Raw genomic sequence first — 26,405 nt, forward strand, 5'->3', positions numbered from 1 at the left:
TAGGCCGGTGGTTGAGAGGCAACGCTTTGATGGCAGGATCGAATTCTACGCGGCGGCTCGATTTCGAGCTGCCATTGGGTAACGACCCGCTATCGATCCGGCGCCGTATCGAAGCGATGGAGCGGGTGCTGGAGCGCGCGTTCACGGTGCCCGGAACCCGCCGGCAAATCGGCCTGGACGCGCTCGTGGGGCTGGTGCCCGTCGCCGGGGACGTGATCTCGGCGGCGCTGGGGCTGTACCTGGTGTGGGAAGCGCGCAACCTGGGCATGTCCCGATGGCAGCTCGCGCGCATGACCGCCAACGTGGGCTTCGATACGCTGGTCGGCGCGGTGCCGGTGGCGGGCGACCTGTTCGACTTCCTGTTCCGTTCGAACAGCCGCAACCTGCGGATCATCCGCAAGCATCTCGACAAGCATCATCCCCATACCCGCGTGATCGACGCTTGACGCGTCCGCGCCCTTCGACAAGCCCAGGGCTAGTGGGGGTGGGGCAGATTTTCCCATGCCAGGCTTCGCCGCCTCGTTCGGGCGAAGGGAAGGGAACAGGAGTTCCGATCAATGATACCTGGTATAAGGTCCCGCGCATGAAACGCATCTTGTGCCCGCTTCTCGGGCTGCTCGCGCTCGGGGCCTGCGGGAAATCCGATTCCGGTAGCGGGCCGGGCGGCGTCACCGCGGGCGAGGCGCGCGCGCTGGACGAGGCGGCGGCCATGCTCGACGAACGGCGCCCGCCGGCCGAGGCGCTCACCCCCTCGCAGGCGCAATGGCCGCAAGGCAGCGCCACCGAGGCGGGGGAGTAGGCGCATACCGGATCTCATCGATCGGAACGCTTGTTCCGCTTTCCTTCGCCATTGCGAGCCGGCGGAGGCTGCGCGGCGATCCAGCGGGTTGCTTTGCGACCCGAGAGACTTGGCATGGGGCCCCAAACCGGCCCATCGCCAACGAAAAAGGGGCCGCGCCTGGCGCGGCCCCTTTTCCTGCTTTCGCGTCGTCCGCGAGGTGCCGATCAGTCTTCCTTGAGGAAGGCCGGCATGTGGTTCGGATCGCCGCCGCCGGTGTCTCCGTCGCGCCGGGGGCCACGATCGCCGCGCGGACCGCGATCGCCGCCACGGCCGCCGCCGCCATCGCGGCGCGGACCACGACGGTCACCGCCGCGATCGCCGCGGTCGCCACGCGGCTCGCGCGGTTCGCGGGGCGGGCGGGTGTCTTCCAGTTCCGCGCCGGTTTCCTGGTCGACCACCCGCATCGACAGGCGAACCTTGCCGCGGTTGTCGATCTCGAGGACCTTCACGAAGACCTCCTGACCTTCCTTGACGACATCGGTCGGCTTCTCGACGCGCTCGTTCCTCATCTCGGAGACGTGGACGAGGCCGTCCTTGCCGCCCATGAAGTTCACGAAAGCGCCGAAGTCGACGATGTTGACGACCTTGCCCTGGTAGACCTTGCCGACTTCCGCTTCCTCGACGATGCCGAGGATCCACTTCTTGGCGGCCTCGATCTGATTGATGTCCGAGGACGAGATCTTGATTACGCCTTCATCGTCGATGTCGACCTTGGCGCCGGTCTCGGCGACGATCTCGCGGATGACCTTGCCGCCGGTGCCGATGACGTCGCGGATCTTCGACTTGTCGATCTGGATCGTCTCGATGCGCGGGGCGTGGGCCGAAAGCTCGGTACGCGCCGAGCCGAGGGCCTTGGTCATTTCACCCAGGATGTGCGCGCGGCCGGCCTTCGCCTGCTGGAGCGCCTTGCCCATGATCTCCTTGGTGATGCCGGCGATCTTGATGTCCATCTGCATCGTGGTGATGCCTGCTTCGGTGCCGGCCACCTTGAAGTCCATGTCGCCGAGGTGGTCCTCGTCGCCCAGGATGTCCGAAAGGACGGCGAACTCGTCGCCTTCCAGGATCAGGCCCATGGCGATGCCCGAGACCGGGCGGACGACCGGAACGCCGGCGTCCATCATCGAGAGGCAGCCGCCGCAGACGGTCGCCATCGAGGACGAGCCGTTGGACTCGGTCACATCCGAGAGGACGCGGATGGTATAGGGGAAGTCCTCCTTCTTGGGCAGGACCGGATGCAGCGCGCGCCACGCCAGCTTGCCGTGGCCGATTTCGCGGCGGCCCGGCGCGCCGAAGCGGCCGACTTCACCGACCGAATAGGGCGGGAAGTTGTAGTGCAGCATGAACGACGAGTAGGACAGGCCTTCGAGGCCGTCGATCATCTGCTCGCTATCCTTGGTGCCCAGCGTGGTGGTGCAGATCGTCTGCGTCTCGCCACGCGTGAACAGCGCCGAACCGTGCGTGCGCGGCAGGAAGCCGACGATCGATTCGATGGGGCGGACCTGGTCGAGCTTGCGGCCGTCGATGCGCTGGCCGTCCTTGAGGATGGCGCCGCGAACGATGTCCGCCTCGACCTTCTTCATGGTCTTGATGGCGACCATCTGGGTCTGCGGGCTTTCCTCCGCGAAAGCGGCCTTGGCCTTGGCGCGCGCTTCGTTGAGCGCGTTCGAGCGGGCCGACTTGTCGGTCAGCTTGTAGGCGGCGGCAACGTCGGCGCCGATGGCGGCCTTGAGCTTCGCCTTGATGTCGGCGGTATTGTCCGACAGGTCGACTTCCCAAGGCTCCTTGGCGGCCTTTTCGGCAAGGTCGATGATGAGGTTCACGACCTTCTTGCATTCGTCATGCGCGAACATGACGGCGCCGAGCATTTCTTCCTCGGTCAGTTCCTTGGCCTCGGATTCGACCATCATCACGGCCTCGCCGGTGGCGGCGACGACAAGGTCGAGCCGGCCTTCGGCCAGGGCCGCTTCCTGCTTCGGGTTCAGCGTGTAGGCACCATCGACGAAGCCGACGCGGCAGGCGCCGATCGGACCCATGAACGGCACCCCCGAAATGGTGAGCGCGGCCGAGGCGGCGATCATCGCGACGACATCGGGCTCGGTCTCGCCGTCATAGCTGAGGACCTGCGCGATGCAGTTGATCTCGTTGTAGAAGCCTTCCGGGAACAGCGGGCGCACCGGACGGTCGATCAGGCGGCTGGTCAGCGTTTCCTTTTCGGTCGCGCCGCGCTCACGCTTGAAGAAGCCGCCGGGAATGCGGCCGGCGGAAGAGAATTTTTCCTGGTAGTGGACGGTCAGCGGAAAGAAGTCCTGGCCTTCCTTCACCGACTTGGCGGCCGTGACCGCGCAGAGCACCACGGTTTCGCCGTAAGTGGCGAGGACCGCGCCGTCGGCCTGACGGGCAATGCGGCCGGTTTCCAGAGTGAGGGTCTTTCCGCCCCACTCCATCGATACGGTTTTCACGTCGAACATTTGGTTTTCCTCAGCCCGCCGGCCCTATTGCCTGGCGGGGTTTACTGCCGGGGATTCCGTCCCGGTCCGGTGCGGGGCATCTATCGCCCCATTTGGCTCGAACTCCGCCGAATTGCGAAGCCCGCCCCTTCTTTACCTTGTCCCTGCCCTTCCCATGCGCGCCAAGGCAAGCGCTCAGGACAAACCGTCCATCGGACGGGCGGGGATGGCGCAAAACGTAAACGGCCCGCCGAGGCGGGCCGAAGTTTCACGTCATTTACGCAGACCAAGCTTCTGGATCAGTGCATTGTAGCGCGCGACATCCTTCTTCTTGAGATAGTCGAGCAGCGAGCGGCGCTTGTTGACCATGGCCAGCAGGCCGCGACGCGAATGGTTGTCCTTGTGGTGCGTCTTGAAGTGTTCGGTCAGGTTGACGATACGCTCGGTAAGGATCGCGACCTGGACTTCCGGACTGCCCGTGTCGCCCGTGGCGCGCGCGTTGTCCGAAATGATTTCCTGCTTCTTTTCAGCGGTAACCGTCATGCATTCTACTCCGCGACATCCGAAAGGTTGAATCCCCTGACGACGCGGGCTGCTCCGCCCGAAAGCTCCACCAGCGCGACCGGAACAATGCCTTCACGCGCCCAATGCAGCCCGTCATCCTGGGGCAATCCGGTCAGAACACGGCCCTGGCGGACCGCCCTTGCCTGCTCCGGATCGAGGTCGATGGCCGGGATGTCGTCCAGCCCCGCCTCCAGCGGCAAGAGTATCTGTTCAAGAGGCGCGCCCTTACCCACTTCGTTCAATTTGTCCAGCGAAATCGCGTGCGACAGGGCGAATGGGCCGGCCTGGGTGCGCCGAAGCATGGTGACCGTGCCGCACGTATCCAGCGCATGCGCGATATCGCGCGCCAGCGAGCGGATATACGTGCCCTTGGAGACATGGGCACGGAGGGTGAGGCTCTCAACCAGTTCAACCTCCCCGTTCGTGTCGAGCGAAGTCGAGACACGCGGAACCTGCGCCAACGTGTCTCGACTTCGCTCGACACGAACGGGGCTCAGTTCAAATATCTCCACCCTCCGCGCCTCCAGCGCCACGTCCCGTCCCGCCCGCGCCAGGTCATAGGCGCGTTCCCCATCGACCTTCAGCGCCGAATAGGCCGGCGGCACCTGCGCGATCGGCCCCGTGAAGCGCCGCAGCACCGCCTCGATCCGCTCCAGGGTGGGGCGCGTGTCGCTGCTGGCGATCACTTTGCCCTCCAGGTCGAGCGTATCGGTCTCCTCGCCGAAACGGACGGTGAATTCGTAGGTCTTGCTGGCATCGAGCATGCGCCCGGTCAGCTTGGTCGCCTCGCCCAGCGCGACGGGCAGCACGCCGCTCGCCAGCGGGTCGAGCGTGCCGCCATGGCCGACCTTGACCTTCTTGCCATGGCCCGCTTCCCGCAAGTTGCGCTTCACCGCCGCGACGGCCTGGGTCGAGCCGAGCCCGACCGGCTTGTCGAGGATGATCCAGCCGTGCGGCACCGGGGGAAGCGTCATCGCGCCCCCATGTGCGCCCGCGCCGGATTGGTCAACGGCGGGTGCGGATCACTTCTTCGCCGGCGGCCGGTCAACCTTCTCGAACGCGGCGAAGGGCCTCAGCCGCCGGCGATGAACCGTGCCAGTTCGTAATAGTGCCCGCTCATCCAGATCACCGGCGGCAGCACGACGCGTTCCACCACGCCCCAGCCGGGAAACAGCGCCGGGATCACCAGCAGCAGCACGAACAGCAGCGGAAAGCCGAACGGCCGCAACCGGGCATAGCCGCGCGCCGCCGCGCGCGGCAGCAACCCCTCGGCTATGTGCGAACCGTCGAAGGGCGGCAGCGGCAGCAGGTTGAACAGTGCCAGGAACACGTTGACTACGATGAAATTGTTGAAGTTTTCCGCCAGGAACCGAAGGAACGGCCCTTCATTGTCGCCGGCGTAGCGCACCAGCAGGCCCAGCAGCACCGCGCCGATCGCGGCCAGCACCAGGTTGGTCGCCGGTCCCGCCGCCGCGACCGCCATCATCCCCCGGCGCGGATTGCGCAGCCGCCCCTTGCTGACCGGCACCGGCTTCGCCCAGCCGAACGCGGCATGCGTGGTAAGCCACAGGATCGCCGGCAGGATCACGGTGCCGAAGGGATCGACGTGACGCAGCGGATTGAGGCTGAGCCGGCGCTGCTCGCGCGCGGTCGGATCGCCGAGGGCCAGCGCCGTCCAGCCGTGCGCGACCTCATGGAACACGATCGCAACGATGAGCGGGATGATGAGCGCCGCGACCTGCAGCAGGGTTTCGTTCATGCCCGCTATCTAGGAACGGCGGGAGCCGCGCGCAATCGATCCGCTGCTCAACGCCCCATCGCCTCGCTGAAATGGCGGCGGCACAGGGCGATGTAGCGGTCGTTGCCGCCGATCTCCGCCTGCGGGCCTTCGCTGACCGCGTTGCCCCGGGCATCGACGCGCAAGTTCATCGAAGCCTTGCGCCCGCAGTGGCACACCGCCTTGAGCTCCACCAGCGTATCGGCGATCCCCAGCAGGACCGCCGAGCCGGGAAACAGTTCGCCGCGAAAATCGGTGCGCAGCCCATAGCAGAGCACCGGGATGCCCGCCTTGTCGGCGATGTCCGCGCATTGCCACACCTGGGCGGGGGTGAGGAACTGCGCCTCGTCCACCAGCACGCAGGACAATGCCGCCTCCGCATGGACCGCCCCGACCCGCCCGAACAGGTCGGTGCCGGCCGCAAAGCGGTGGGCGCCGGCATGCAGCCCGATGCGGCTTTCGATCGCGTGCGCATCGCCTTCTCCCGCGCCGCGATCATCGATCGCGGCGGTCCACAACATCGTGCGCATGCCGCGTTCGTTGTAGTTGAAGTTCGCCTGCAACAACGTGGCGGACTTCCCCGCGTTCATGCTGGCGTAGTAGAAATAGAGCTTGGCCATCGCGGTTGGGGATAACACCTCGCGCTGCGCCATGCACGGGATTGCCGGGGTTTCTCCCCGCTTGGATGAAGTTAACCATCGTCCTGTAACGGATCGTGCTGAAAGCGGTGGAGTTGGGCATGAAGAGAGTAATCGCCATGTGCGCGGTGTTCGGGCTCGTCGCCCTGATCGCCGCCTACGTCGCGCTGGCGCCCCATGCCCCTTCGCCTGGTTCCGACAATGCCCGCGGCGCCCTGGCCGTTCTGGACACCGCGGCGGCGCAATTGATCGCCATCCGGGGACGCGGCGCGGCGGTGCTCGGACTGCTGGTGCTGGGTATCGTGCTCTCGTTGCTGGCCGCATCGGCGATCGGCGGCGAGAGCTCGGAAAAGGCACCCGGCGCGCAGCCCGGGCTCCGCAAGCGGCCACGGCCCGATGTCCCCGAACCGGGTCCGATCTGGCGTCCCGAAGCGCTGTCCCAGGAACAGCGCATCGCCGGCCTGCGCCGCCGCGCCGCCGGTGAACAGGCGGAGGCGCCGCCACCAGCCTTGCCATTGCCGCGCCCGGTGGTGCTGGTACGCAAGCCGCGCGAACGCGACCGTGACTGGTTCGGCGATCGCAGCTGGCTGGGCGGACTGCCCCGGCTGGGCGAGGCCGCATGGCCGCGCGACGGCGGGGGCACGCCCCTGCCCTTCGCCGCCCAGATCGACTTCGCCGAACTCGCCGCCGCCCATCCGGACGGTTCGCGGGATAGCATGCTGCCCGGGACCGGCTCGCTCGCTTTCTTCCTGGGCACCGGCGCCGTCGTCGCGGTGCCGCCGGGAGAGCACGACTTCACCGATCCGCCGCGGGATCTGCCGCCGGCCTTCGACGAGGGCGGATACCCGTTCCCGGCGCGCGCGAATCGCCTGAGCCGCCATTTCTTTCCGTTCTGGCCGGTCGAGCCGCTGCTGCTGGACCTGCCCGAGGACCTCCGCGATCCACACGACCCCCGGCGCGACCCCCCGCGTGACGATGCCATTGCCAAGGCCATGGCCAATCTGCTTTCGGCGCATGCCGGCCCGCGCGACCATGCATTCGCCGCCGGGGACGGCGCGCAGGCGGCGCCCGCGCTGTGGTGGCACGGGGCAAGCCATCTTGCCGATCGGCTTCACCTGGCGCTGGAAGGCTCGTCCCGGCTGGTCGCCCTGCGGCGGGACAAGCTGCGGCAGGCGGAGGAAGCGCTGGCTTTGCTCGAGGCGCAGCGGGATCCCGAAGAGCCCCGGCCCGAAGAACGCCGGCCCGAAGCCGCGCGGATCGAAGCCGCCCGGCGGGACCTGGCGGAAAGGCAGGCCGATCTTGCCGCGATCGAAGCCCACCGCGAAAGCCTGCCCAGGATGATCGCGGCGATGGACGGGTTCGTCGCCGGCCGCCCCCCGTGGCAGCGGCTGACGCCCCAGGAATACGGCGTCGTCAAGGATCTGCTGGCCGAACTGCACGCCGCCTACGGCGATCTGGTGCAATACCACGTACCCCACGAGATCGCCGAACTGACGACGCTGTCGCTGCGAGCCATGGTCACCGGCGCACCGGACGCGCTAGGCGCGATGCCCGAGGAGGACCTGGCCCGGATCAACCGCGACTACCGCCTGCCCATCCTGCACCCGCACCAGATGTTCGGCCTGGGCGGCTGCCAGCAATCGGCGCGTGACGAGCACCGCCAGGACATTCTCCTGCTCCAGCTGGGCTACGACGACATGATGGAATGGCGCTGGGGCGAGATGGGGCTGTTCCAGTTCTGGATCAGCCCCGCCGACGCCGGGGCAGGCAACTGGAGCGCGGCGGAACTGACTTTCGCGTGCGCCTGAAAGCGAACCTGTCGGCAGTGAGGACGAAAGTGACTGGAGGGGAACTCGCGACCATCATCATCGAGAATCCTTGGCCCGTTCATGGGTCCCGCACCGTGCTGTGTCATGACAGCCCCTGTCAATCGACATGATCGCAACAAGCGTGTAAGGCCCGAGAAATGAATGCCAACCCGGCCACCCCCCTGCTCGATACGGTTCCCGCACCCGAAGACCTGCGCAAGCTGAAGCCCGGCCAGCTGCGCCAGCTTGCCGACGAACTGCGCGCCGAGATGATTTCCGCCGTGGGGCAGACCGGCGGGCATCTCGGTTCGGGCCTCGGCGTCGTCGAGTTGACGGTGGCGATCCACTACGTGTTCGATACCCCGCGCGACCGCCTGGTCTGGGACGTCGGCCACCAGGCCTATCCGCACAAGATCCTGACCGGCCGGCGCGACCGCATCCGCACGCTGCGCCAGGGCGGCGGCCTGTCCGGCTTCACCAAGCGCAGCGAAAGCGAATTCGATCCGTTCGGGGCCGCGCACAGCTCCACCTCGATCTCGGCGGCGCTGGGCTTCGCGGTGGCCAACAAGCTGAAGCACGAGCCGGGGCGCGGCATCGCCGTGATCGGCGACGGCGCGATGAGCGCGGGCATGGCCTACGAGGCGATGAACAACGCCAAGCCGGCGGGCAACCGGCTGATCGTGATCCTGAACGACAACGACATGTCGATCGCGCCGCCGGTCGGCGGGCTTTCGGCCTACCTTGCCAAGCTGGTGTCCTCCCGTCCGTTCCTCAACATGCGCGAACTGGCGCGCAAGATCTCCCGCCGCCTGCCCGAACCGCTGCACCGCGCCGCCCGCAAGACCGACGAATTCGCGCGCGGCCTGGCCATGGGCGGCACTTTGTTCGAGGAGCTGGGCTTCTACTATGTCGGCCCGGTGGACGGCCATAACCTGGACCAGCTGATCCCGATCCTGGAAAACGTGCGCGACGCGGAAGTCGGCCCCTGCCTGATCCATGTCGTGACCAAGAAGGGCAAGGGCTATGCCCCGGCGGAGGAATCGGCCGACAAGTACCACGGCGTGCAGAAGTTCAACGTCGTCACCGGCGAACAGGTCAAGGCGCCGGCCGGCCCGCCCAGCTATACCGGCGTCTTCGCCCAGGCGCTGATCGCCGAGGCGCGGCGGGACGAAACGATCTGCGCGATCACCGCCGCGATGCCCTCGGGCACCGGGCTCGACAAGTTCGGGGCCGCCTTTCCCGATCGCAGTTTCGACGTCGGCATCGCCGAACAGCACGCGGTGACGTTCGCCGCCGGCCTGGCCGCGCAAGGCATGCGCCCATTCTGCGCGATCTACTCCACCTTCCTGCAGCGCGCCTTCGACCAGGTGGTGCACGACGTGGCGATCCAGAACCTGCCGGTGCGCTTCGCCATCGACCGCGCGGGCCTGGTCGGCGCCGACGGCGCGACCCATGCCGGCGCGTTCGACATCACGTATCTGGCGACGCTGCCCAACATGGTGGTCATGGCCGCCGCCGACGAGGCGGAGCTGGTGCACATGACCCACACCGCCGCCCGGCACGACGCCGGCCCCATCGCCTTCCGCTATCCGCGCGGCAACGGCGTGGGCGTGCCGCTGCCCGAAACGCCGCTGCTGCTGGAAATCGGCAAGGGCCGGGTGGTGCGCGAAGGCACCAAGGTCGCCCTGCTCTCGCTCGGCACGCGCCTGGGCGAGGCGCTGAAGGCGGCGGAAACGCTGGAGGCCAAGGGCCTGTCGACCACGGTGGCCGACTTGCGCTTCGCCAAGCCGCTCGACACCGACCTGATCCGCCGCCTGATGCTGGGCCATGAAGTGATCGTGACGATCGAGGAAGGCGCGATCGGCGGCCTGGGCGCCCACGTGCTCACCATGGCGAGCGACGAGGGGCTGACCGATCCCGACAGCGCCGGCGGCGGCCTGAAAATCCGCACCATGCGCCTGCCGGACCTGTTCCAGGACCAGGACAAGCCCGAAGCCCAATACGACGAAGCCGGCCTGAACGCCCCCCAGATCGTCGACACCGTCCTGAGCGCGCTGCGCCACAACAGCGCCGGGGTGGAAGAAGCCCGGGCTTGAGGGACGGCGGCGGGCGGGAGACACCCGCCTGCCCACCCAACCGCGCTCGCCCAGGGCATGATGCGGCTTGCCCGATTTCGTTTCCGGGGGTCACGGAAGAGTGGCGGGGTGTCGATACATCGCAGCGCAATCGGCCGCACGGCGGCCCGCCGAATATTACCCCCGCGCCTCACTCTCGCTCTCGGAGATGCCGATCTCGTCGGCCAGGGCGGAGCAGGCCGCGTGCAGTGCGGCCGCGGCGTGGACCGCCGGAAACATCAGGCCAAGCCGGTCATACAGGGAAATAATCTCGCGCAGCGCGTCGATGGAGGCTCGAAGAGCATCCTCCGGGGAAGCACCTTTTGGGAACATCTGCTCAATATCCATCCGAGTCGACTTACCCCGCGCGGGTGACCCTTAAGCGCACTAGGGATAAGAACCTAACGCCTCTCTTCCCCGATCCGACGAAGCTGTGGAAATGCAATCGATTGTGCAAAAAGATGCACCGAAGTATGTTCCATAACGGAGTAAAATCGGTTTACTAATGGTTAGCGCGGTCGAAACCGCGAGGGGGCGCTATATGCACAAAAACACACATGAGAGGGGTAATACTTCCCCCTCGATCAATGCGATGATCGACGAAACCAACTTTGATTCGAATAGCACGAATTCCGATTTTCTGCAAAACGGCACTGAAAATCTTCCCAATTTGGCGTTAAATCAATATCTTTTGCGCCGTAAGCGTGATGACCTGTTCAAGAGCGATATTTTCAGCGATCCGGCCTGGGACATCCTGCTCGATATCTATATTTCGGAAAAGGCAGGCAAGGCCGCCAGCGTCGCGAGCACTTGCGCCGCGGCCCGCGTTCCCGTGTCGACCGGATCGCGCTGGATCACAATTCTGGTCCAAAATGGATATGTTGCGCGCCTTGACGATCCGGCGAACGCCGAAAGCGCGCTTCTGAGCCTGACTTCCACGGCCCATCAAGCGTTGGACACCCTGTTCCCGCCCTGCGAGGCCGAGCGGACCTGACGCGGTGGCGGGCCCGCCTTGAGCCCGCTTGGCCCCTGGTTGGTCCCCGGTCGGTCCCCAGGTGGTCCCCGGTCGGGGTATGGTCGGGCCCGGTTGAGCGCAGGCGCCGGGGAGCGACGCGAAAGATCGGTTCCTTTCGGCCGCCGGCGTGATAGGATTTATCTATCGTAGTCCCGCCGGGAAAGCCCTATGCAATTGAGAGCATTGCGTTATTTCGTCACGCTGGCGCGCGAGGAACACTTCGCGCGGGCGGCGGACGCCTGCGGGATCACCCAGCCCACGCTCTCATCGGCGCTTGCCGCGCTGGAAGGCCAGCTCGGCAAGCGCCTGGTCGAGCGGGACCGGCGCTATATCGGGCTGACCGCGGAAGGGCGGGCGATGCTGCCCTGGGCGCAGCAGCTGCTCGCCGCGCACGAGGGCATGGTCCATGCGGTGGAAGTGCTCGACGGGCCGCTGCGGGGGGAATTCCGGCTCGGCGCGATCCCGGCGGCGATGCCCTGCGTCGGCCGGTTCACCGAGGCGCTGCTCCAGGCCCATGCCGGCATGACGCTCTCGGTCCGCTCGCTGACCTCGCGCGAGATCGTGCATGCGATCGAGGCCTTCGAGATCGACGCGGGGATCACCTATCTCGACCACGAGCGGCCCGCCAACGTGATCGCCGTGCCGCTCTATGCCGAGCGCTATGTGTTCGTGACCGCCGCCGGCAAGCGCCGGGCGCGGGGCGGGATGAGCTGGGAAGACGTGGCCCGCCACCCGCTGTGCCTGCTGCACCAGGGCATGCAGAACCGCCGCATCCTGGACGGCCTGCTGAGCGGGCACGGCCTCTCCGTCACCCCGCGCGCGACGGCGGACAGCTACATCGCGCTGCTCGCCATGGTCCGCTCCGCCCGCCTGGCGACAGTGATGCCGGACCGCTACGTCGCCCTCATCGAAGGCGCGGACTGGGCCAGCATCCACCCGATCGCCATGGACACCCCGGTCAGCCGCATCGCCGTAATCGTCGCCGACCGCGCCCCCCTGAACCCCAACGCCGCAGCAGCCCTCAATTGCGCGCGCGGGATCGCGACCGGGATTGATTGATAGTATCTATCAAGCATCGCCGTAATCAATTTGACCACCCGCCCGCGATGCATCAGCGTGGCGGCGAAGAGAAACGCGCCATGCCGGAAGCCGTGACGAAAGCCATGCCAGAACTTGCCGAGATCCAGACCGTCATCGACCGTTTCGCGCGAAACGGCATGCGCGGCGCCTTGCTGCCCTTGCTGCATGCATTGCAGGAGGAATTCGGCTTCGTCGATCCGCAGGCGGTGCCCCTGATCGCCGAGGCGCTCAATCTCAGCCGCGCGGAAGTGCACGGCGTGGTCAGCTTCTACCCCGATTTCCGCGAACAAGCGCCCGCGCGCCATGTCGTGAAGCTGTGCCGCGCCGAAAGCTGCCAGTCGCGCGGGAGCGCCGCGATCGAGGCGGAATTGGTCCGGCGCCTGGGCATCGGCATGGGCGATGCGCGCCCGGACGGGCAGGTCGCGCTGGAACCGATCTATTGCCTGGGCCTGTGCGCCATCGGCCCCAACGCGCTGGTCGACGAACGCCCGGTCGCGGGCATAGACCGCGCCGCGGTGGAGCGGATCGTTGCCGAGGTGACGGCATGACTCGCGTCTTCGTCAGCAGGGACATGGCCTCGGTCGCGCTCGGCGCCGACGACCTGGCCCAGGCCTTCGCGCGCGCCGGCTGCGAGGTGGTGCGCACGGGCGGCAGGGGGCTGTTCGCCATCGAGCCGCTGGTCGAGGTAGAGACTTCCGAAGGCCGGATCGCCTACGGCCCGGTCGGCCCCCGGGACGCCGCCGCCGTGCTCGATGGCACTCATGCGAACCGCGTCGGCGTGACCGCGGAGCACCCGTTCTTCGCCCGCCAGCAGCGCTTCACGTTCGCGCGCTGCGGCGTGATCGATCCGCTCAGCCTGGCCGACTATGCCGAGCATGGCGGGTGGAAGGGCCTGGAAGCCGCCTTCAGACTGTCACCGCAGGAAGTGGTCGACGCGGTCAAGGCATCGGGCCTGCGCGGCCGGGGCGGCGCGGGCTTTCCCACCGGCATCAAGTGGCAGACCGTGCGCGATGCCGAGGCGGACGAGAAGTTCATCGTCTGCAATGCCGACGAAGGCGACAGCGGCACTTTCGCCGACCGCATGCTGATGGAAGGCGATCCCTATTGCCTGATCGAGGGCATGGCGATCGCCGGGCACGCGGTGGGCGCCGGCCATGGCTACATCTACATCCGCAGCGAATATCCCTTCGCGGTTCGGACCATGCGCGATGCCGTGGCCCGTTCGGCGGGAAGGATCGCGCCGTTCACGCTGGAAGTGCGCGTGGGCGCCGGCGCCTACGTCTGCGGCGAGGAAACGGCGCTGCTCGATTCGATCGAGGGCAAGCGCGGCCAGGTGCGCGCCAAGCCGCCGCTGCCGGCGATCGAAGGCCTGTTCGGCAAGCCCACCGTCATCAACAACGTGCTCAGCCTTGCCGCCGTGCCCTTCATTCTTTCCGAGGGAGCCGAGGCCTACGCCGAGGTCGGCTTCGGCCGTTCGCGCGGCACGATGCCGGTGCAGATCGCCGGCAACGTCAGGAACGGCGGGCTCTGCGAGATCGGTTTCGGGGTGACGCTGGGCGAACTCGTGAACGAGATCGGCGGCGGCACCGCCAGCGGCCGTCCGGTGCGCGCGGTGCAAGTGGGCGGGCCGCTCGGCGCCTATTTCCCGCCCGCGATGTTCCACCTGCCTTTCGATTACGAGGCTTTCGCGGCGGCGGGCGGCCTTATCGGCCATGCCGGCATCACCGTGTTCGACGATACCGTGGACATGGCGCGGATGGCGCGCTTCGCCATGGAGTTCTGCGCGGTGGAGAGCTGCGGCAAATGCACCCCCTGCCGCATCGGCTCGACGCGCGGCGTGGAACTGATCGACCGTATCGTCGCCGGAGCGCCGCGCGGGGCCGGCATGCTGGAGATCATGCCGCAGATGCGCAACGCCCGGACGGCCGCGCGCACGCAGGACGAGGAAATCGCGCTGCTGCGCGATCTGTGCGACACCATGAAGTTCGGCTCGCTCTGCGCGCTGGGGGGCTTCACGCCCTATCCGGTGCTGAGCGCGCTCGACCATTTCCCCGAGGACTTCGGCGGCGCTTCCGCGCTGCCCGAGGCTGCGGAGTGACCGCGATGTGCATTGACCGAAACGCATATCCTTCTTCGTCATTGCAAGCCGCCGGAAGCGGCGGGGCCCGCAATGACGGCGGGGGAAGGGCAATACGTTACATTCTGGCAGTAGACATATGACGTTCACCCGCGAAAAGGACTTTGGAACCCCGGAAGCGATGGGAGCGGCGGTTTCGCTCACCATCGACGGCCAGGAAGTCTCCGTCCCCGCCGGCACCTCGATCATGCGCGCGGCGGCGATGGTCGATACCGCGATCCCCAAGCTTTGCGCCACCGACAGCCTCGAAAGCTTCGGTTCCTGCCGGCTCTGCCTTGTCGAGGTCGAAGGGCGAAGCGGCTATCCGGCCTCCTGCACCACGCCGGTCGCGCCGGGCATGGCGGTGCGCACGCAGAGCGACAGGCTGCGCAAGCTGCGGCGCGGCGTGATGGAACTCTATATCTCCGATCATCCGCTCGACTGCCTTACCTGCGGCGCCAATGGCGATTGCGAGTTGCAGGACATGGCCGGCGCGGTGGGCCTGCGCGACGTGCGCTTCGGCTACGAGGGGGAAAACCACCTCGAAGGCTGCAAGGACGAGAGCAATCCCTATTTCACGTTCGATCCCACCAAGTGCATCGTCTGTTCGCGCTGCGTGCGCGCCTGCGACGAAACGCAGGGTACGCTCGCCCTAACGGTCGACGGACGCGGCTTCGCCAGCGGGATTTCGGCCAGCCAGGACGAAAGTTTCCTCTCCTCCGAATGCGTTTCCTGCGGCGCCTGCGTGCAGGCCTGCCCGACTTCGGCGCTGATCGAGAAGACCGTGATCGAGATCGGCACGCCCGACCGCGCGGTCGTCACCACTTGCGCCTATTGCGGCGTCGGCTGCACTTTCCGCGCGGAAATGCGCGGGGAAGAGCTGGTGCGCATGGTCCCGTGGAAGGAAGGCAAGGCCAATCACGGCCATTCCTGCGTCAAGGGCCGCTTCGCCTGGGGCTATGCCCAGCACCGCGACCGCATTCTCAATCCGATGATGCGCGGCTCGGTGGACGAGCCCTGGCGCGAAGTCTCGTGGGAAGCCGCGATCGCCCGCGTCGCATCCGAATTCCGCCGGCTGCAGAAGGAACATGGCGCCCGCGCGATCGGCGGCATCACTTCCAGCCGCTGCACCAACGAGGAGACTTTCCTTGTCCAGAAGCTGGTCCGGCAGGGTTTCGGCAACAACAACGTCGATACGTGCGCGCGCGTCTGCCACTCGCCGACCGGCTATGGCCTGAAGACCACGTTCGGCACTTCGGCGGGCACGCAGGACTTCGACAGCGTGCGGCATGCCGACGTGATACTGGTGATCGGCGCCAACCCGACCGACGGCCACCCGGTCTTCGCCAGTCGCATGAAGAAGCGGCTGCGCGAAGGCGCGAAGCTGATCGTCGTCGATCCGCGCCGCATCGACATGGTGCGCTCCCCGCATATCGAAGCGGCATTCCACCTGCCGCTGCGGCCGGGCACCAATGTCGCCGTGCTTACGGCCATGGCGCACGTCATCGTCACCGAAGGACTGGTGAACGAGACCTATGTGCGCGAACGCTGCGATACCGACGCCTATGCCGAATGGGCCGAGTTCGTCTCCGAACCCGCGCGTTCACCCGAAGCGGTAGAAGACCTGACCGGCGTTCCCGCCGCCGACCTGCGCGCGGCGGCCAGGCTCTATGCCACCGGCGGCAATGCCGCGATCTACTATGGCCTGGGCGTCACCGAGCACAGCCAGGGCTCCTCCACCGTCATGGCCATCGCCAACCTTGCCATGGCCACCGGCAATGTCGGCAAGGACGGCGTCGGCGTGAACCCGCTGCGCGGCCAGAACAACGTGCAGGGCGCCTGCGACATGGGCAGCTTCCCGCACGAGCTTTCAGGCTATCGTCACGTTTCGGACAGCGCCGCGCGTTCGCTGTTCGAACGGGACTGGGGCGTCAGCCTTGATCCGGAGCCGGGCCTGCGCATTCCCAACATGCTCGATGCCGCCACCGACGGCGCTTTCAAGGGCATTTTCATCCAGGGCGAAGACATCCTCCAGTCCGACCCCAACACCACCCACGTCGCGGCGGGACTGGCGGCGATGGAATGCGTCGTCGTGCAGGACCTGTTCCTCAACGAGACGGCCAACTACGCGCACGTATTCCTGCCGGGATCGACCTTCCTGGAGAAGGACGGGACTTTCACCAATGCCGAACGCCGCATCCAGCGCGTGCGCAAGGTGATGGAGCCGAAGAACGGATATGCGGACTGGGAAGTGGTGCAACTCGTCGCCCATGCCATGGGGCTCGATTGGAACTATACCCACCCTTCGCAGATCATGGACGAGATCGCGCGGCTGACGCCGACTTTCGCGGGCGTGAACTACGCCGTGCTCGACCAGCGGGGCTCGCTGCAATGGCCGGTGAACGCCGCCGCGCCCGAGGGAACGCCGACAATGCACATCGATCATTTCGTACGCGGCAAAGGGAACTTCGTGGTCACCGACTATGTCCCCACCGACGAGCGCACCGGGCCGCGCTTTCCGCTGCTGCTCACCACCGGGCGCATCCTCAGCCAGTATAACGTCGGGGCGCAGACGCGGCGCACCGCCAACGTCGAATGGCATGAAGAGGACCGCCTGGAGATCCACCCGCACGATGCCGAGAATCGCGGCATCCGTGACGGCAACTGGGTCTCGCTCCGCAGCCGCGCGGGCGAGACCACTTTGCGCGCGAAGATCACGGACCGGGTGGCGCCGGGCGTGGTCTACACCACCTTCCACCACCCCGACACGCAGGCCAACGTCATCACCACCGACTTTTCCGACTGGGCGACCAATTGCCCGGAATACAAGGTGACGGCGGTGCAGGTCATGCCCTCCAACGGCCCCTCCGACTGGCAGAGGAGCTACCGCGCCCAGGCCGAGGCAAGCCGCCGGATCGAGCCGGCCGAACCCGCGGAGTAAGCCGGCGATGATGAGCAACGACCAGCGCCTCGTCCACATGGCCGGGCAGATCCTGCGCAACTTCGCGGCGCAGGGCCGGGAAGAAGCGATCGCGGCGACGGCCGAACATCTCACCCTGTTCTGGGCCCCGCGCATGAAGGCCCGGGCGATCGCCATGCTCGAAGAGCCCGGCGCGGAATTGCCAGAAGAGGTGCGCGCCGCCTTCGCGGCCTTGCGGCACCCAGCCTGAATCGGACAGCCTGAATCGGGCAGGCTGAATCGGACAGGCCGGTCAGCGCACCCGCTGGTAGAGCACGGAACCACCGGAGCGGGCCAGGACCCGCCAGCCCGGCACCGGCAGTTCCGGCGTGTGCCATACGATCCACAGGTAGGGGATCGCCGCGGGCACTTTCGCGGCACTGTCCAACAGGGGTGTCGCATCGTTGCACGATTCGCCGATCTCGATGGTCGAAGGGTCGCGGTCGAACGCTCCGGCGGCCGGGTTGTGAATCCGCAGCAGCTGTCCGCCGGACATCGCGAACTGGTCGTTGGCGAAGGCATGCCGGCGCGTCAGCGCGTAGCTGGCGATGTGCATGTCGCGCACCCGCCCCTGGAGCACGAATGTCCGGCAGGGGAGGGCACTGAACGAAACCAGCTGCGCGCCGCGCGGCAGCGAATCCAGCACTGCCAGCTCCTGCTTGAGCTGGCGATCCCACATGGCCATGCTCAGGGTGGTTCCGGCCAGGCGCACGCCGAAGAACGCCAGTCCCGCCAGCGCCAGCCAAGCCATGTGCCTCGATGCGAGGCGCGGCCGTGCCGCGATCAACGCCAGGGCGAAGATCGTGGGCGTCATGCGCATGTCGGCATAGTAGGAGCCGTAGATCCAGCCGGGCAACAGCCAGAACACACCGAACAGCACGATCGCGCCCAGTGCCAATCCCTTGTGCAGCGCAGTGGCCTTCGAACGCCAGGTGAACACGATCAGGACGAACAGGGCGAACGCGCAGAAATTATCGAACGCCGTCCAGCGATCGGCGAGCACATTGACGAGGAAATACAGCTTCTCGGCCACGAGAAAGAAGCCTTGCGTCGGCAGATGCTCCGGACTGTGCGGCCAGAGCAGGCTCAGGATCTGCGGCAGCAGCAGGCACGAACTGGCCACGAACCCGCCCGGCAGCGCGCGCCGAAGATTGCCGGTCTGCTCGTACCGCGCGGCCAGTTCGCAGCAGCCCACCAGCAGGCACAGCACCGCCCAGCCGGCAAGATGGCTGATCCACACCGCGCAGGCGACGGCGCCGAATATGAACCAGCGCAGCACCGGCCGCGCGGCCATGCGCGGCGTGATCCACAAGGCCAGCGCCAGCGTCGCCAGCGCGACCGCGAAAGTGAAGTTGAGGAAGCCGTACTGGAACGGGTTCCCGTAGGCGAGCGGCAGCGCGAACAGCGCCGTCGCCGTCACGCGCCCATGCGCCGCGCGCGAGAGCAGCAGGTAGCCCGCCGCCTGCATCGCGACGACAAGCATCGCGATCGCCTTCATCGTCGGTTCGAGCCCCAGCAGCGGCTCGATCACCCAGGCCAGCAGGTCCGTGCCGAGATTGGGGATGAGGTTCCATTCGAAGCCGTACCACCGCGTGATGTCCGCCGACCGCCCATCGTCCATCTGGACCATGATGCGCGACATGTGCGCGGGCAGGTCGGTCAGCGGTGGCACGGCGGGATAGAGCAGCGGCACCACCGCCAGCACCACCAGCAGCGGCCACCAGCGCGCGGCCGCCCATCCGCTCCGCACCTCGGCCGCTTGCACGAACGGTTCTCTCGAATAAGCGTTCACGCCGACTCCGCCTCGACGCGAAAGACATAGCGGCGCGAGAGCAGGAAGAAACAGACGGAGTAGACGACCATGCCCGCCCCCTGCCCGATCAGGCTCTCGCCGAAGCCGATGCCCCGCATCAGCGTCAGCACCGCGAGGTTGGCGCCATAGGACAGCACGAAAACGATCACGAAGCGCCGCGCCTCAATGCCCGCCACCGGCCCGCGCTGCCCGAAGGTCCAGGCGCGGTTGAGTACGAAGGACAGGCACAGGCCGATCGAGTAGCTCGCAGCATTCGCCAGGTAGTCCCCCGCCCCCGCGCGCAGCAGCACCGCAATGATGGCAAGACCCACCAGGGTATTGGCAAGGCCGACCAAACCGAAACGGACGCCCGATTTCAGCATGGCACGCCGGCGCCGGATTCAGCCATGCACATCGACGGGTACGGCCGGCATCGCCGAAGCGGGAACCCGCCCGGCCGCACCTGTCTGCGAGCGCATCTCGCGCACGATGAACAACGGCCGGCGCTTGTTCTCCAGATAGAGCCGGCCAAGGTAGTCGCCGAAGACGCCGAGGATGAAGAGCTGCACGCTGCCCATGATGAGCACGACCGCCACCGTACTGGTCCAGCCGACGATGGTTCCGTCCTGAAACCAGCGGAAGATCGCCCAACCCAGCATCGCGAAGCCGATCAGGCCCATCACCATGCCCAGGTGCGAGGCCATGCGCAGCGGCAGGGTGGAAAAGCTGGTGATCGCATCGAGCGCGAGGCGGATCATGCGGGTGAGCGGATAGTGCGTCTCGCCCGCCGCGCGCGGATCGCGCTCGTATTCGATGGCAGTCTGTTCGAAGCCGATCCAGCTCACCATGCCGCGAATGAAGCGAAAGCGTTCGGGCATGGCGTTGAGCTGGTCGACGACACGGCGGGTCATCAGGCGGAAGTCGCCGGTGTCGAGCGGGATCTCATGGTCGGCAAGGCGGTTGAGCAGCTTGTAGAACAGCGAGGCGGAGCCGCGCTTGAAGGCGCTTTCCCCGTGACGCCGGATGCGCTGGCCATAGACGACGTCATAGCCCTGCTCGATCCTGGCGACCATTGCCCCCAGCAGCTCGGGCGGATCCTGCAAGTCGGCGTCGATCATCATCACCAGCGCGCCCCGGCTCACCTGCAACCCGGCGGTAACCGCAAGCTGGTGGCCATGGTTGCGCGAAAGATCCACGCCCAGGATGCGCGGGTTGCGCTTCACGAGGTCGCATATCACCGGCCAGGTACGATCCTTCGAGCCATCGTTGACCAGGATGATCTCATGGTCCTCGCCGAACACGTCGGTGCAAGCGGCCGAAAGGCGCTTTTCCAGCATTTCGAGGACCGCTTCCTCGTTATGGCACGGCACCACCACCGAGAGACGCGGGCACGCCTGCGCGGCGAACGGCATGATCGGCCCCATCTTCATAGTCACGGTCCCCGCAAGACTTGCTGCACCGATACGCTCTATCGGCCACCTGTGGTTAACCGAGCGTAAAAGGCGAGCCATGCGATCAAGCCCGGCCGTTATCCCCCATTCGCCCGGGGACCCCTGGCGGAACTTCTCGGCGTGCCCTTGCAGCGGTGCAGAGCGGAAACACCGCCAGCTGGCCCGGGATGACCTTTGATTACGTATATTCCCCTGACATCGAGCCACCTTCGATCAACCTTGTTTGCTTATCCGCTGGCAAGGTTCTGTCGGGCGTGAAGGAAGCGGGATGAGCGGACTGGAATCGCTCCTGATTAAGGCGAAAGGCGCGGCGAAGCGCGGGGAGACCGAAGCGGCGCGCGCGATCTATCGCCAGGTGCTCGACAAGCACCCGCGCAATCCCCGCGCCCGCGCCGCTTTGGAGGCGCTGGAAGCCGCCAGCGACAGCCCTTCCCAGCAGCAGTTCGACGTGATGGTCACCGCCTATCGGGCGGGCCGCATGGACGAAGTCGCCCGCCGGGGCCATGCCCTTGCCGAGGCGTTCCCGCGCGCGCATGGCGTGCACAACCTGCTCGGCGCCGCGCTCTTGGCGCTGGAGGACAACGCGGGGGCGGAAACCGCGTTCCGCCGCGCCATCGAGGCGGACCCGCAGCCGCGGGCCAGCTACAACAACCTCGCCATCGCGCTGCGCAAGCAGGGCCGCCTGGCCGAGGCCGAGGCGACCTACCGCGAAGTCATCATGCGCGCGCCCGATTATGCCGACGCGCGCTACAACCTCGCCAACCTGCTCCAGCTGTCGGATCGCGACGACGAAGCCGCCGAGCATTTCGCGGCCGCCATCCGCATCGATCCCGGCTATGTCGACGCGCACTACAACCTCGGCAACCTCAAGGCCAAGGCGGCCTTGCGCGAAGACGCCTTGGCCTGCTTCGCACAGGCCGTGCGGCTGCGCCCCGGCCATAGCGACGCGCACAACAACATGGGCGCCGAACTGCTCGCGCTGGACCGCGTCGACGAAGCGCTGGCGGCTTATGACCGGGCGCTCGCCGCCAATCCCGCGAACGCGCAGGCCCTCATCAACAAGGGCAAGGCCCTGGTGCTCAAGGGCGACGAGCCCGGCGCCATCGCCGCGTTCCGGGGGGCGCTCGCGCTCGATCCCGGCGACCGCTCGGCGCGGCTGCAAGCGCTCTTCGAGGAAGCGCATATCTGCGACTGGCGCTCACGCGGGGAGTTCGTGCTGACCGAGGGGCCGGAGGCGGCAGCGGTCCAGCCCTTCGCCTCGCTGCCCTTCATCGACGACCCGGCGCATCAGTACCGCCGCTCGCTGGCCTGCGCGGCGCAGATGTTCCCGCCGGCGCCGGCGAGCCTGCCCGATCCCGCCCCGTCCACCGACGGCCGCATCCGCATCGGCTACTTCTCGGCCGATTTCCATAATCATGCGACGATGTACCTGATGGCCGGGTTCTTCCGCGAGCACGACCGCGACCGCTTCGACGTGCGGCTCTACAGCTACGGCCCCCGGCGCGAGGAAGACCGTGCCCGCGCCGACCTGCGCGGCCATGCCGATGCCTTCACCGAGATCGGCGCGATGCGCGACGAGGACGTCGTGGCTCTCGCCCGCGCCGACGGGCTCGACATCGCAGTCGACCTCAAGGGCTATACCCGGGGCACCCGCACCCGCCTGTTCGGCCGCCGCCTGGCCCCGGTGCAAGTCAGTTTCATGGGCTATCCCGGCACCATCGGGCATCCCTGCATGGACTATTTCATCGCCGATCCCGTGACCATGCCGCCGGGCGCGGAACGCTTCTTCAGCGAGAAGATCGTGCGGCTGGCCCATTGCTACCAGGCCAACGACGACAAGCGCCAGATCGTGCCCGACACCAGGGGCCGCGCCGGCTGGGACCTGCCGGAACAAGGCTTCGTCTTCGCCAGCTTCAACCACACCTACAAGATATCCCCGCGCGAATGGGACATCTGGATGGGCCTGCTGCGCGACGTGCCGGGCAGCGTGCTGTGGCTGCTGCGCTCAAACCGCTGGGCCGAGGACAACTTGCGCCGCGAAGCCCAGGCGCGCGGCATCGATCCGGCGCGGCTGGTATTCTCTCCCTCGGTGCCGCACGGCGAGCATCTGGGCCGGCTCGCCCATGCCGACCTGTTCCTCGACACGTTCGCCGTCAACGCCCACACCACCGCGAGCGACGCGCTCTGGGCCGGCCTTCCGGTCCTGACGCTGGCCGGCCGGCAATTCGCCGCCCGCGTCGCGGCCAGCCTGGTCCATGCCGTCGGCCTGCCCGAACTGGCGGTCGAGAGCGAAGCGGCCTACGCCGCGCTCGCTCTCGAACTCGCCCGCGATCCCACGCGCCTGTCCACCATCCGCAACCGCCTCACCGCCGATCGCACCAGCCAGCCGCTGTTCGATACGACCGGCTATACGCGGCGGGTCGAAACCGCCCTGGCGCGGATGCACGAACGGCGACTGGACGGGCTGGCCCCGGACCATTTCGCGGTGGCGTGACGGTTTGATTTGATGGGCTGGATGCGTGGCTTCTTCCTTGTACGCAGTTCCTCGGCGCGAGACTCAGCTATTCCCTTGCTTCGTCTTTGCGAGGGGCGAAGCCGCCGAAGCAATCCAGGGCAGGCTCAACCACCCTGGATTGCCGCACCGCCTTCGGCGGTTCGCAACGACGAAGGAAGGGGATAATATCGATGGCCCGTTCGATTGACTCGTCTTCCCCGACTTGATTCGGGACGACGGGTCATTCCAAAGGATGGTTTGATTGGGGCTGACTGAACAAGGGTGACGGGGAAAGGCCAGGCCGGCATCGCCCAAAGCATCACCAAAACGGCAGGCTCTCGTCCTGCGTAAGCAACTCAATCACGATCGACGTACTTCGTTTCAAGGAAGCGGCCGCGGGTCGCCAGGGCGTCGAGGTCGTTGCGGGACAGGTCGTGGCTCAGCGTCTCGATCTGGTCGGAGATGACGCCCAGGCCGTCTATCAGTTGCTCGGACGGCGTGGCGCCGGCCGGGCCCGGCTGGGCGCGTAGCGATGGCGGGATGCGGGTGTAGCTGTCGACCAGCGCCGGCAGATGCTCTGACAGGAGCTTGCGCACCTCGCGCGCGGCGGGACCGCTCTCTTCCAATGCGGCGAGTTGCGGGGCGATCTGCTCCAGCCTGACGCCGATCATGTCGATCGCGTCCAGCGCGGCGGCGGGCAGCGCGCGGCGCTTGCCTTCCAGCCACAGCTCGGCCGAGCCGGCCAGTTCGGGCAGGCTCGCGCTGTCGAGATCCTCGGCATGGAGGCGCGGCGTCGCCGGGTAGATCGCCAGCACGAGGAACACGGCGATGCCCAGCAGCAGCGAAAGCAGCGTCGCCATGAACGACAGTCCGCCCAGCACCAGCCCCGCCACCAGCGCGGCGATCCAGACGCCCGACAGCGCCAGGAAGGCGCGGCGGAGGCGCCGCAGCCGAAAGCGCCAGCGCTCCTTGCGAGCGTTGTAGAGCCGGATCGCGCGCTGGCGCCGGGCGGCGCGGACGATCTCCTGCGAAACGCGGGCGGGCACTTGTGCCATCGCTTCCTAGTCCAGGACCTCCAGCAGCGACTTGCCGCCCTTTTCACCGATGGCGACGCCTTCGGACTGGCCCTGGGCACGGGCGATGTAGGCCTTGGACTTGCCGACCTCGCCTTCCAGCGCGGTGACGGTCTGCTTCATCGAATCGAGCGCCTTGAGCTTGAAGGTGTCGATCGAATCCATCGTATCGTAGATGTTCTGGAACGCGCGGCTCAATGTCTCGAGCGGAATCGTCGATCCGGCGGCCTGGGCGTGGATGCGCGCGGTGTTGTCCTTCAGCATCTGGCCGGTGCCGTCGATGATGTTGGCGGTGGTGGTGTTGAGCGCGGTGATCTGGTCGAGCACCAGCTTCTGGTTGGCCATCGCCTGGGCCACGGTGACGGCCGTGCGCAACGCGCCGACAGTGGTGGTGGAAGCGCGATCGATGCCCTTGATGAGTTCCACGTTGTTCTTCTTGACCAGGTCGAGCGCGAGATAGCCCTGGACCGACACCGCCATCTGCGTCAGCAGATCCTGCGTGCGCTGGCGCACGTAGAACAGCGCGCCCTCCCTCACCGCCTTGGCCTTGGCGGGATCGGTGTGGTCGAGATCGGCGGCCTTCTGCTCCAGCGCTTCGTCCAGTGCCTTGGACATGAAGACCATCTGTTCCAGCTTGCCCATGGTCGCCCACAGGTTCTGCCGCTCCACGTCGATCGCGGCGTTGTCCATCAGCAGTTCGTCCTTGCCGCCTTGCAGGCGCGCCAGGATCGCGCTGATGTGGCTCTGCGCGCTCTTGTAGCCGTCGAAGTAGTTGCGCAGCTTGGAGCCGAACGGGATCACGCCGAAAAGCTTGCGCGGGGCCAGCAGGTCGCCCTTGGTGGAAGGGTCGAGATCCTCGACGGTGCGGCGCAGTTCGGCCAGGTCGGTGCCTACGCCCGCGTCCCGGTCCATCGCGCGCACCGGACGGTCGAGGAAACGGTTGGAGTGGCCGGCAGCCTCGGCGATCTCGCGCCGGCCCATGCTGGTGATCTGGTCGACCCGGCGGCCGAACTCGGGCGAATTGGAATCCTGCGCGACGAGATCCTCGACGAACTCGTCGACCCGCACTTGCAGCTTCGACTTCTGCTCGTCGCCCACCGGCACAAGGCCGGCGGCGCGCTCCGCCTGTACCACGGGCACGGGGTCTGGCGGGGTGAGCTTCAGTTCACCCAGGGCAGCCTGGTCGGTCGCAACAGCCATCGATGGAAGTCCTTGTCCTTCGCCGAAACCCGGAAACCGCCCGAATCTAGGTTCGCCGCCGCAGCACTACAAGAAAAACCGGACGAGGCCCCGCTCACTCGTCGACGAACGGCGATTCTCCATCGACGCTCGCCAGCAACACCGAATCCTCGCGCGCCACCACCGCGAGCGCGAGCCCGGCCGCCGCCGCGCGGCGCACCGCGAGATCAGTCGGCGCGGAAATCGTCACCAGCAGCGGGCAACCGGCGCGCACGGTCTTCTCCACCAGTTCATAGGAACAGCGCGAGGTCATGACGATGAAGCCCTGCGCCGCGTCATCCCCCGCGCGGGCCAGGGCGCCGACCAGCTTGTCGAGTGCATTGTGCCGGCCCACGTCCTCCCGCACCGCGACGACCGTGCCGCTCTCGTCGCAGAACGCGGCGGCATGGGTGGCCCGGGTCAGGTTCCCAAGCCGCTGGCGCGCGCGCAGGCCGTCAAGCCCGCGCCGGATCGCCTCGGGCCTCGCGGCGCTGGCCCGCGCCAGCATCGGCAGCGGCCGCAGCGCCGCCTCGACGCCCTCTATCCCGCAGATGCCGCAGGAGCTGTCCCCCACCCGCCGCCGCGCGCGCTCCAGGATCGGGCCCAGCCGTTCGGCCGGCAGGTTCACGCGCGCTACATGGCCGATGCCCCAGGCGCCGCTCTCCACGGTGTGGAGCGCCACCGCCCCCACTTCGCCCGCCGTCGCCAGGCCCTCCGCCATCAGGAAACCGGTGACGAAATCCTCGAGGTCGAGCGGCGTCGCCATCATCACCGCATAGGCGATGCCATTGGTTTCGATCGCGATGGGCGCTTCGACGGGAATGAGGATCGTCTCCGCCTCGCCCGGCGCCGGGCCGTAAGCGCTGCGCCGTACCCGCGCCCGTGCAGTACCCCCGGTGGCATCCGACTGTTCCAGATCGCTGCTCCAACGGATTGAATTGGCTTCCTTCGCCTGGCACCCCGCGCGTGATCGGGAACCGCTGGCGATTGTTCGGCGTGGTTTCCAGGCGAGGCTCCC

23 protein-coding genes are annotated in these 26,405 nt (G+C 67.2%); 11 read left to right on the forward strand and 12 right to left on the reverse strand.

Features of this window, described 5'->3' with window-relative positions; translation table 11 throughout:
- Positions 1-29 precede the first annotated feature (29 nt).
- On the forward strand, positions 30-446 hold the full coding sequence (locus tag BM052_RS04070) for a DUF4112 domain-containing protein (protein WP_091143521.1): 417 nt from the start codon (positions 30-32) through the stop codon (positions 444-446).
- A 137-nt stretch (positions 447-583) separates the two neighbouring features.
- On the forward strand, positions 584-799 hold the full coding sequence (locus BM052_RS04075; protein ID WP_091143523.1) for a hypothetical protein: 216 nt from the start codon (positions 584-586) through the stop codon (positions 797-799).
- Positions 800-1,005: 206 nt separating this feature from the next.
- Here BM052_RS04075 and pnp read toward each other — a convergent pair whose 3' ends face one another.
- From pnp to BM052_RS04100, 5 genes are all read right to left on the reverse strand, one after another.
- The gene (gene pnp, locus BM052_RS04080) at positions 1,006-3,309 is read right to left on the reverse strand and encodes a polyribonucleotide nucleotidyltransferase (RefSeq protein WP_091143524.1); all 2,304 of its coding nucleotides are present in this window, start codon (positions 3,307-3,309) and stop codon (positions 1,006-1,008) included.
- Between the two features lie 252 nt (positions 3,310-3,561).
- On the reverse strand, positions 3,562-3,831 hold the full coding sequence (gene rpsO / locus BM052_RS04085; RefSeq protein ID WP_091143527.1) for a 30S ribosomal protein S15: 270 nt from the start codon (positions 3,829-3,831) through the stop codon (positions 3,562-3,564).
- Positions 3,832-3,836: 5 nt separating this feature from the next.
- On the reverse strand, positions 3,837-4,826 hold the full coding sequence (truB, locus tag BM052_RS04090; RefSeq protein WP_255405948.1) for a tRNA pseudouridine(55) synthase TruB: 990 nt from the start codon (positions 4,824-4,826) through the stop codon (positions 3,837-3,839).
- Between the two features lie 98 nt (positions 4,827-4,924).
- Positions 4,925-5,611, reverse strand: a complete 687-nt coding sequence (locus BM052_RS04095; RefSeq protein WP_091143530.1) for a site-2 protease family protein — start codon at positions 5,609-5,611, stop codon at positions 4,925-4,927.
- 47 nt (positions 5,612-5,658) lie between these two features.
- Positions 5,659-6,249, reverse strand: coding sequence for a thymidine kinase (locus BM052_RS04100; RefSeq protein ID WP_091143532.1), 591 nt, complete (start codon positions 6,247-6,249; stop codon positions 5,659-5,661).
- 119 nt (positions 6,250-6,368) lie between these two features.
- Here BM052_RS04100 and BM052_RS04105 point away from each other — a divergent pair, with 119 nt between their 5' ends.
- Together BM052_RS04105 and dxs are read left to right on the forward strand one after the other, a co-directional pair.
- Positions 6,369-8,075 carry a DUF1963 domain-containing protein gene (locus BM052_RS04105; RefSeq protein ID WP_091143534.1) on the forward strand — a complete coding sequence of 569 codons (1,707 nt, stop codon included), beginning with the start codon at positions 6,369-6,371 and terminating at the stop codon, positions 8,073-8,075.
- A 158-nt stretch (positions 8,076-8,233) separates the two neighbouring features.
- Positions 8,234-10,171: a 1-deoxy-D-xylulose-5-phosphate synthase gene (gene dxs / locus BM052_RS04110; RefSeq protein ID WP_091143536.1), complete on the forward strand. Its 1,938-nt coding sequence runs from the start codon at positions 8,234-8,236 to the stop codon at positions 10,169-10,171.
- A 156-nt stretch (positions 10,172-10,327) separates the two neighbouring features.
- Here dxs and BM052_RS04115 read toward each other — a convergent pair whose 3' ends face one another.
- Positions 10,328-10,537: a hypothetical protein gene (locus BM052_RS04115; protein ID WP_091143538.1), complete on the reverse strand. Its 210-nt coding sequence runs from the start codon at positions 10,535-10,537 to the stop codon at positions 10,328-10,330.
- A gap of 244 nt (positions 10,538-10,781) precedes the next feature.
- Between BM052_RS04115 and BM052_RS04120 the strand changes: the two genes are divergently transcribed.
- The 6 genes from BM052_RS04120 to BM052_RS04145 all read left to right on the forward strand — a co-directional run bounded on the left by BM052_RS04120 (position 10,782) and on the right by BM052_RS04145 (position 17,570).
- The gene (locus BM052_RS04120) at positions 10,782-11,183 is read left to right on the forward strand and encodes a MarR family winged helix-turn-helix transcriptional regulator (protein ID WP_091143540.1); all 402 of its coding nucleotides are present in this window, start codon (positions 10,782-10,784) and stop codon (positions 11,181-11,183) included.
- 189 nt (positions 11,184-11,372) lie between these two features.
- The gene (locus tag BM052_RS04125; protein WP_091143543.1) at positions 11,373-12,263 is read left to right on the forward strand and encodes a LysR family transcriptional regulator; all 891 of its coding nucleotides are present in this window, start codon (positions 11,373-11,375) and stop codon (positions 12,261-12,263) included.
- A gap of 104 nt (positions 12,264-12,367) precedes the next feature.
- Positions 12,368-12,832 (forward strand): formate dehydrogenase subunit gamma, encoded by a 465-nt coding sequence (locus tag BM052_RS04130; RefSeq protein WP_091143935.1) that lies wholly within the window; start codon positions 12,368-12,370, stop codon positions 12,830-12,832.
- Positions 12,829-14,382 (forward strand): NADH-ubiquinone oxidoreductase-F iron-sulfur binding region domain-containing protein, encoded by a 1,554-nt coding sequence (locus BM052_RS04135; protein WP_091143545.1) that lies wholly within the window; start codon positions 12,829-12,831, stop codon positions 14,380-14,382. Before BM052_RS04130 ends, BM052_RS04135 begins: the two co-directional genes overlap by 4 nt.
- A gap of 118 nt (positions 14,383-14,500) precedes the next feature.
- Entirely contained in the window at positions 14,501-17,341 is a 2,841-nt protein-coding gene (gene fdhF, locus BM052_RS04140; RefSeq protein ID WP_091143547.1) for a formate dehydrogenase subunit alpha, read from the forward strand.
- A 10-nt stretch (positions 17,342-17,351) separates the two neighbouring features.
- A complete protein-coding gene (locus tag BM052_RS04145) occupies positions 17,352-17,570 on the forward strand; it encodes a formate dehydrogenase subunit delta (protein ID WP_177198314.1) in 219 nt (72 codons plus the stop codon).
- 42 nt (positions 17,571-17,612) lie between these two features.
- On the opposite strand, the gene BM052_RS04150 is transcribed toward BM052_RS04145, so the two are convergent.
- From BM052_RS04150 to BM052_RS04160, 3 genes are read right to left on the reverse strand one after another with little or no spacing between them, the layout of a single operon-like run.
- The gene (locus tag BM052_RS04150) at positions 17,613-19,124 is read right to left on the reverse strand and encodes a hypothetical protein (RefSeq protein WP_218151513.1); all 1,512 of its coding nucleotides are present in this window, start codon (positions 19,122-19,124) and stop codon (positions 17,613-17,615) included.
- Between the two features lie 23 nt (positions 19,125-19,147).
- Positions 19,148-19,534: a GtrA family protein gene (locus tag BM052_RS04155; protein ID WP_091143553.1), complete on the reverse strand. Its 387-nt coding sequence runs from the start codon at positions 19,532-19,534 to the stop codon at positions 19,148-19,150.
- A gap of 18 nt (positions 19,535-19,552) precedes the next feature.
- Positions 19,553-20,581 carry a glycosyltransferase family 2 protein gene (locus BM052_RS04160; RefSeq protein WP_091143556.1) on the reverse strand — a complete coding sequence of 343 codons (1,029 nt, stop codon included), beginning with the start codon at positions 20,579-20,581 and terminating at the stop codon, positions 19,553-19,555.
- 289 nt (positions 20,582-20,870) lie between these two features.
- Here BM052_RS04160 and BM052_RS04165 point away from each other — a divergent pair, with 289 nt between their 5' ends.
- Positions 20,871-23,096, forward strand: a complete 2,226-nt coding sequence (locus BM052_RS04165; protein ID WP_091143557.1) for a tetratricopeptide repeat protein — start codon at positions 20,871-20,873, stop codon at positions 23,094-23,096.
- Positions 23,097-23,452: 356 nt separating this feature from the next.
- Here the strand turns inward: BM052_RS04165 and BM052_RS04170 are convergent, their stop codons facing one another.
- From BM052_RS04170 to fdhD, 3 genes are all read right to left on the reverse strand, one after another.
- Positions 23,453-24,151 carry a hypothetical protein gene (locus tag BM052_RS04170; protein WP_091143560.1) on the reverse strand — a complete coding sequence of 233 codons (699 nt, stop codon included), beginning with the start codon at positions 24,149-24,151 and terminating at the stop codon, positions 23,453-23,455.
- Between the two features lie 6 nt (positions 24,152-24,157).
- Entirely contained in the window at positions 24,158-25,369 is a 1,212-nt protein-coding gene (locus tag BM052_RS04175) for a toxic anion resistance protein (RefSeq protein WP_091143561.1), read from the reverse strand.
- A 94-nt stretch (positions 25,370-25,463) separates the two neighbouring features.
- Positions 25,464-26,303 carry a formate dehydrogenase accessory sulfurtransferase FdhD gene (gene fdhD, locus BM052_RS04180; RefSeq protein ID WP_091143937.1) on the reverse strand — a complete coding sequence of 280 codons (840 nt, stop codon included), beginning with the start codon at positions 26,301-26,303 and terminating at the stop codon, positions 25,464-25,466.
- Positions 26,304-26,405: the final 102 nt, after the last annotated feature.

This window comes from Novosphingobium sp. CF614 (assembly GCF_900113255.1).
Lineage (GTDB): Bacteria > Pseudomonadota > Alphaproteobacteria > Sphingomonadales > Sphingomonadaceae > Novosphingobium.

Bases quoted from the DNA above. Each gene is read 5' to 3' on its own strand.
- BM052_RS04070 (WP_091143521.1), top strand. From the start codon at position 30: ATGGCAGGATCGAATTCTACGCGGCGGCTCGATTTCGAGCTGCCATTG.
- BM052_RS04075 (WP_091143523.1), top strand. From the start codon at position 584: ATGAAACGCATCTTGTGCCCGCTTCTCGGGCTGCTCGCGCTCGGGGCC.
- pnp (WP_091143524.1), bottom strand. From the start codon at position 3,309: ATGTTCGACGTGAAAACCGTATCGATGGAGTGGGGCGGAAAGACCCTC.
- rpsO (WP_091143527.1), bottom strand. From the start codon at position 3,831: ATGACGGTTACCGCTGAAAAGAAGCAGGAAATCATTTCGGACAACGCG.
- truB (WP_255405948.1), bottom strand. From the start codon at position 4,826: ATGACGCTTCCCCCGGTGCCGCACGGCTGGATCATCCTCGACAAGCCG.
- BM052_RS04095 (WP_091143530.1), bottom strand. From the start codon at position 5,611: ATGAACGAAACCCTGCTGCAGGTCGCGGCGCTCATCATCCCGCTCATC.
- BM052_RS04100 (WP_091143532.1), bottom strand. From the start codon at position 6,249: ATGGCCAAGCTCTATTTCTACTACGCCAGCATGAACGCGGGGAAGTCC.
- BM052_RS04105 (WP_091143534.1), top strand. From the start codon at position 6,369: ATGAAGAGAGTAATCGCCATGTGCGCGGTGTTCGGGCTCGTCGCCCTG.
- dxs (WP_091143536.1), top strand. From the start codon at position 8,234: ATGAATGCCAACCCGGCCACCCCCCTGCTCGATACGGTTCCCGCACCC.
- BM052_RS04115 (WP_091143538.1), bottom strand. From the start codon at position 10,537: ATGGATATTGAGCAGATGTTCCCAAAAGGTGCTTCCCCGGAGGATGCT.
- BM052_RS04120 (WP_091143540.1), top strand. From the start codon at position 10,782: ATGATCGACGAAACCAACTTTGATTCGAATAGCACGAATTCCGATTTT.
- BM052_RS04125 (WP_091143543.1), top strand. From the start codon at position 11,373: ATGCAATTGAGAGCATTGCGTTATTTCGTCACGCTGGCGCGCGAGGAA.
- BM052_RS04130 (WP_091143935.1), top strand. From the start codon at position 12,368: ATGCCAGAACTTGCCGAGATCCAGACCGTCATCGACCGTTTCGCGCGA.
- BM052_RS04135 (WP_091143545.1), top strand. From the start codon at position 12,829: ATGACTCGCGTCTTCGTCAGCAGGGACATGGCCTCGGTCGCGCTCGGC.
- fdhF (WP_091143547.1), top strand. From the start codon at position 14,501: ATGACGTTCACCCGCGAAAAGGACTTTGGAACCCCGGAAGCGATGGGA.
- BM052_RS04145 (WP_177198314.1), top strand. From the start codon at position 17,352: ATGAGCAACGACCAGCGCCTCGTCCACATGGCCGGGCAGATCCTGCGC.
- BM052_RS04155 (WP_091143553.1), bottom strand. From the start codon at position 19,534: ATGCTGAAATCGGGCGTCCGTTTCGGTTTGGTCGGCCTTGCCAATACC.
- BM052_RS04160 (WP_091143556.1), bottom strand. From the start codon at position 20,581: ATGAAGATGGGGCCGATCATGCCGTTCGCCGCGCAGGCGTGCCCGCGT.
- BM052_RS04165 (WP_091143557.1), top strand. From the start codon at position 20,871: ATGAGCGGACTGGAATCGCTCCTGATTAAGGCGAAAGGCGCGGCGAAG.
- BM052_RS04170 (WP_091143560.1), bottom strand. From the start codon at position 24,151: ATGGCACAAGTGCCCGCCCGCGTTTCGCAGGAGATCGTCCGCGCCGCC.
- BM052_RS04175 (WP_091143561.1), bottom strand. From the start codon at position 25,369: ATGGCTGTTGCGACCGACCAGGCTGCCCTGGGTGAACTGAAGCTCACC.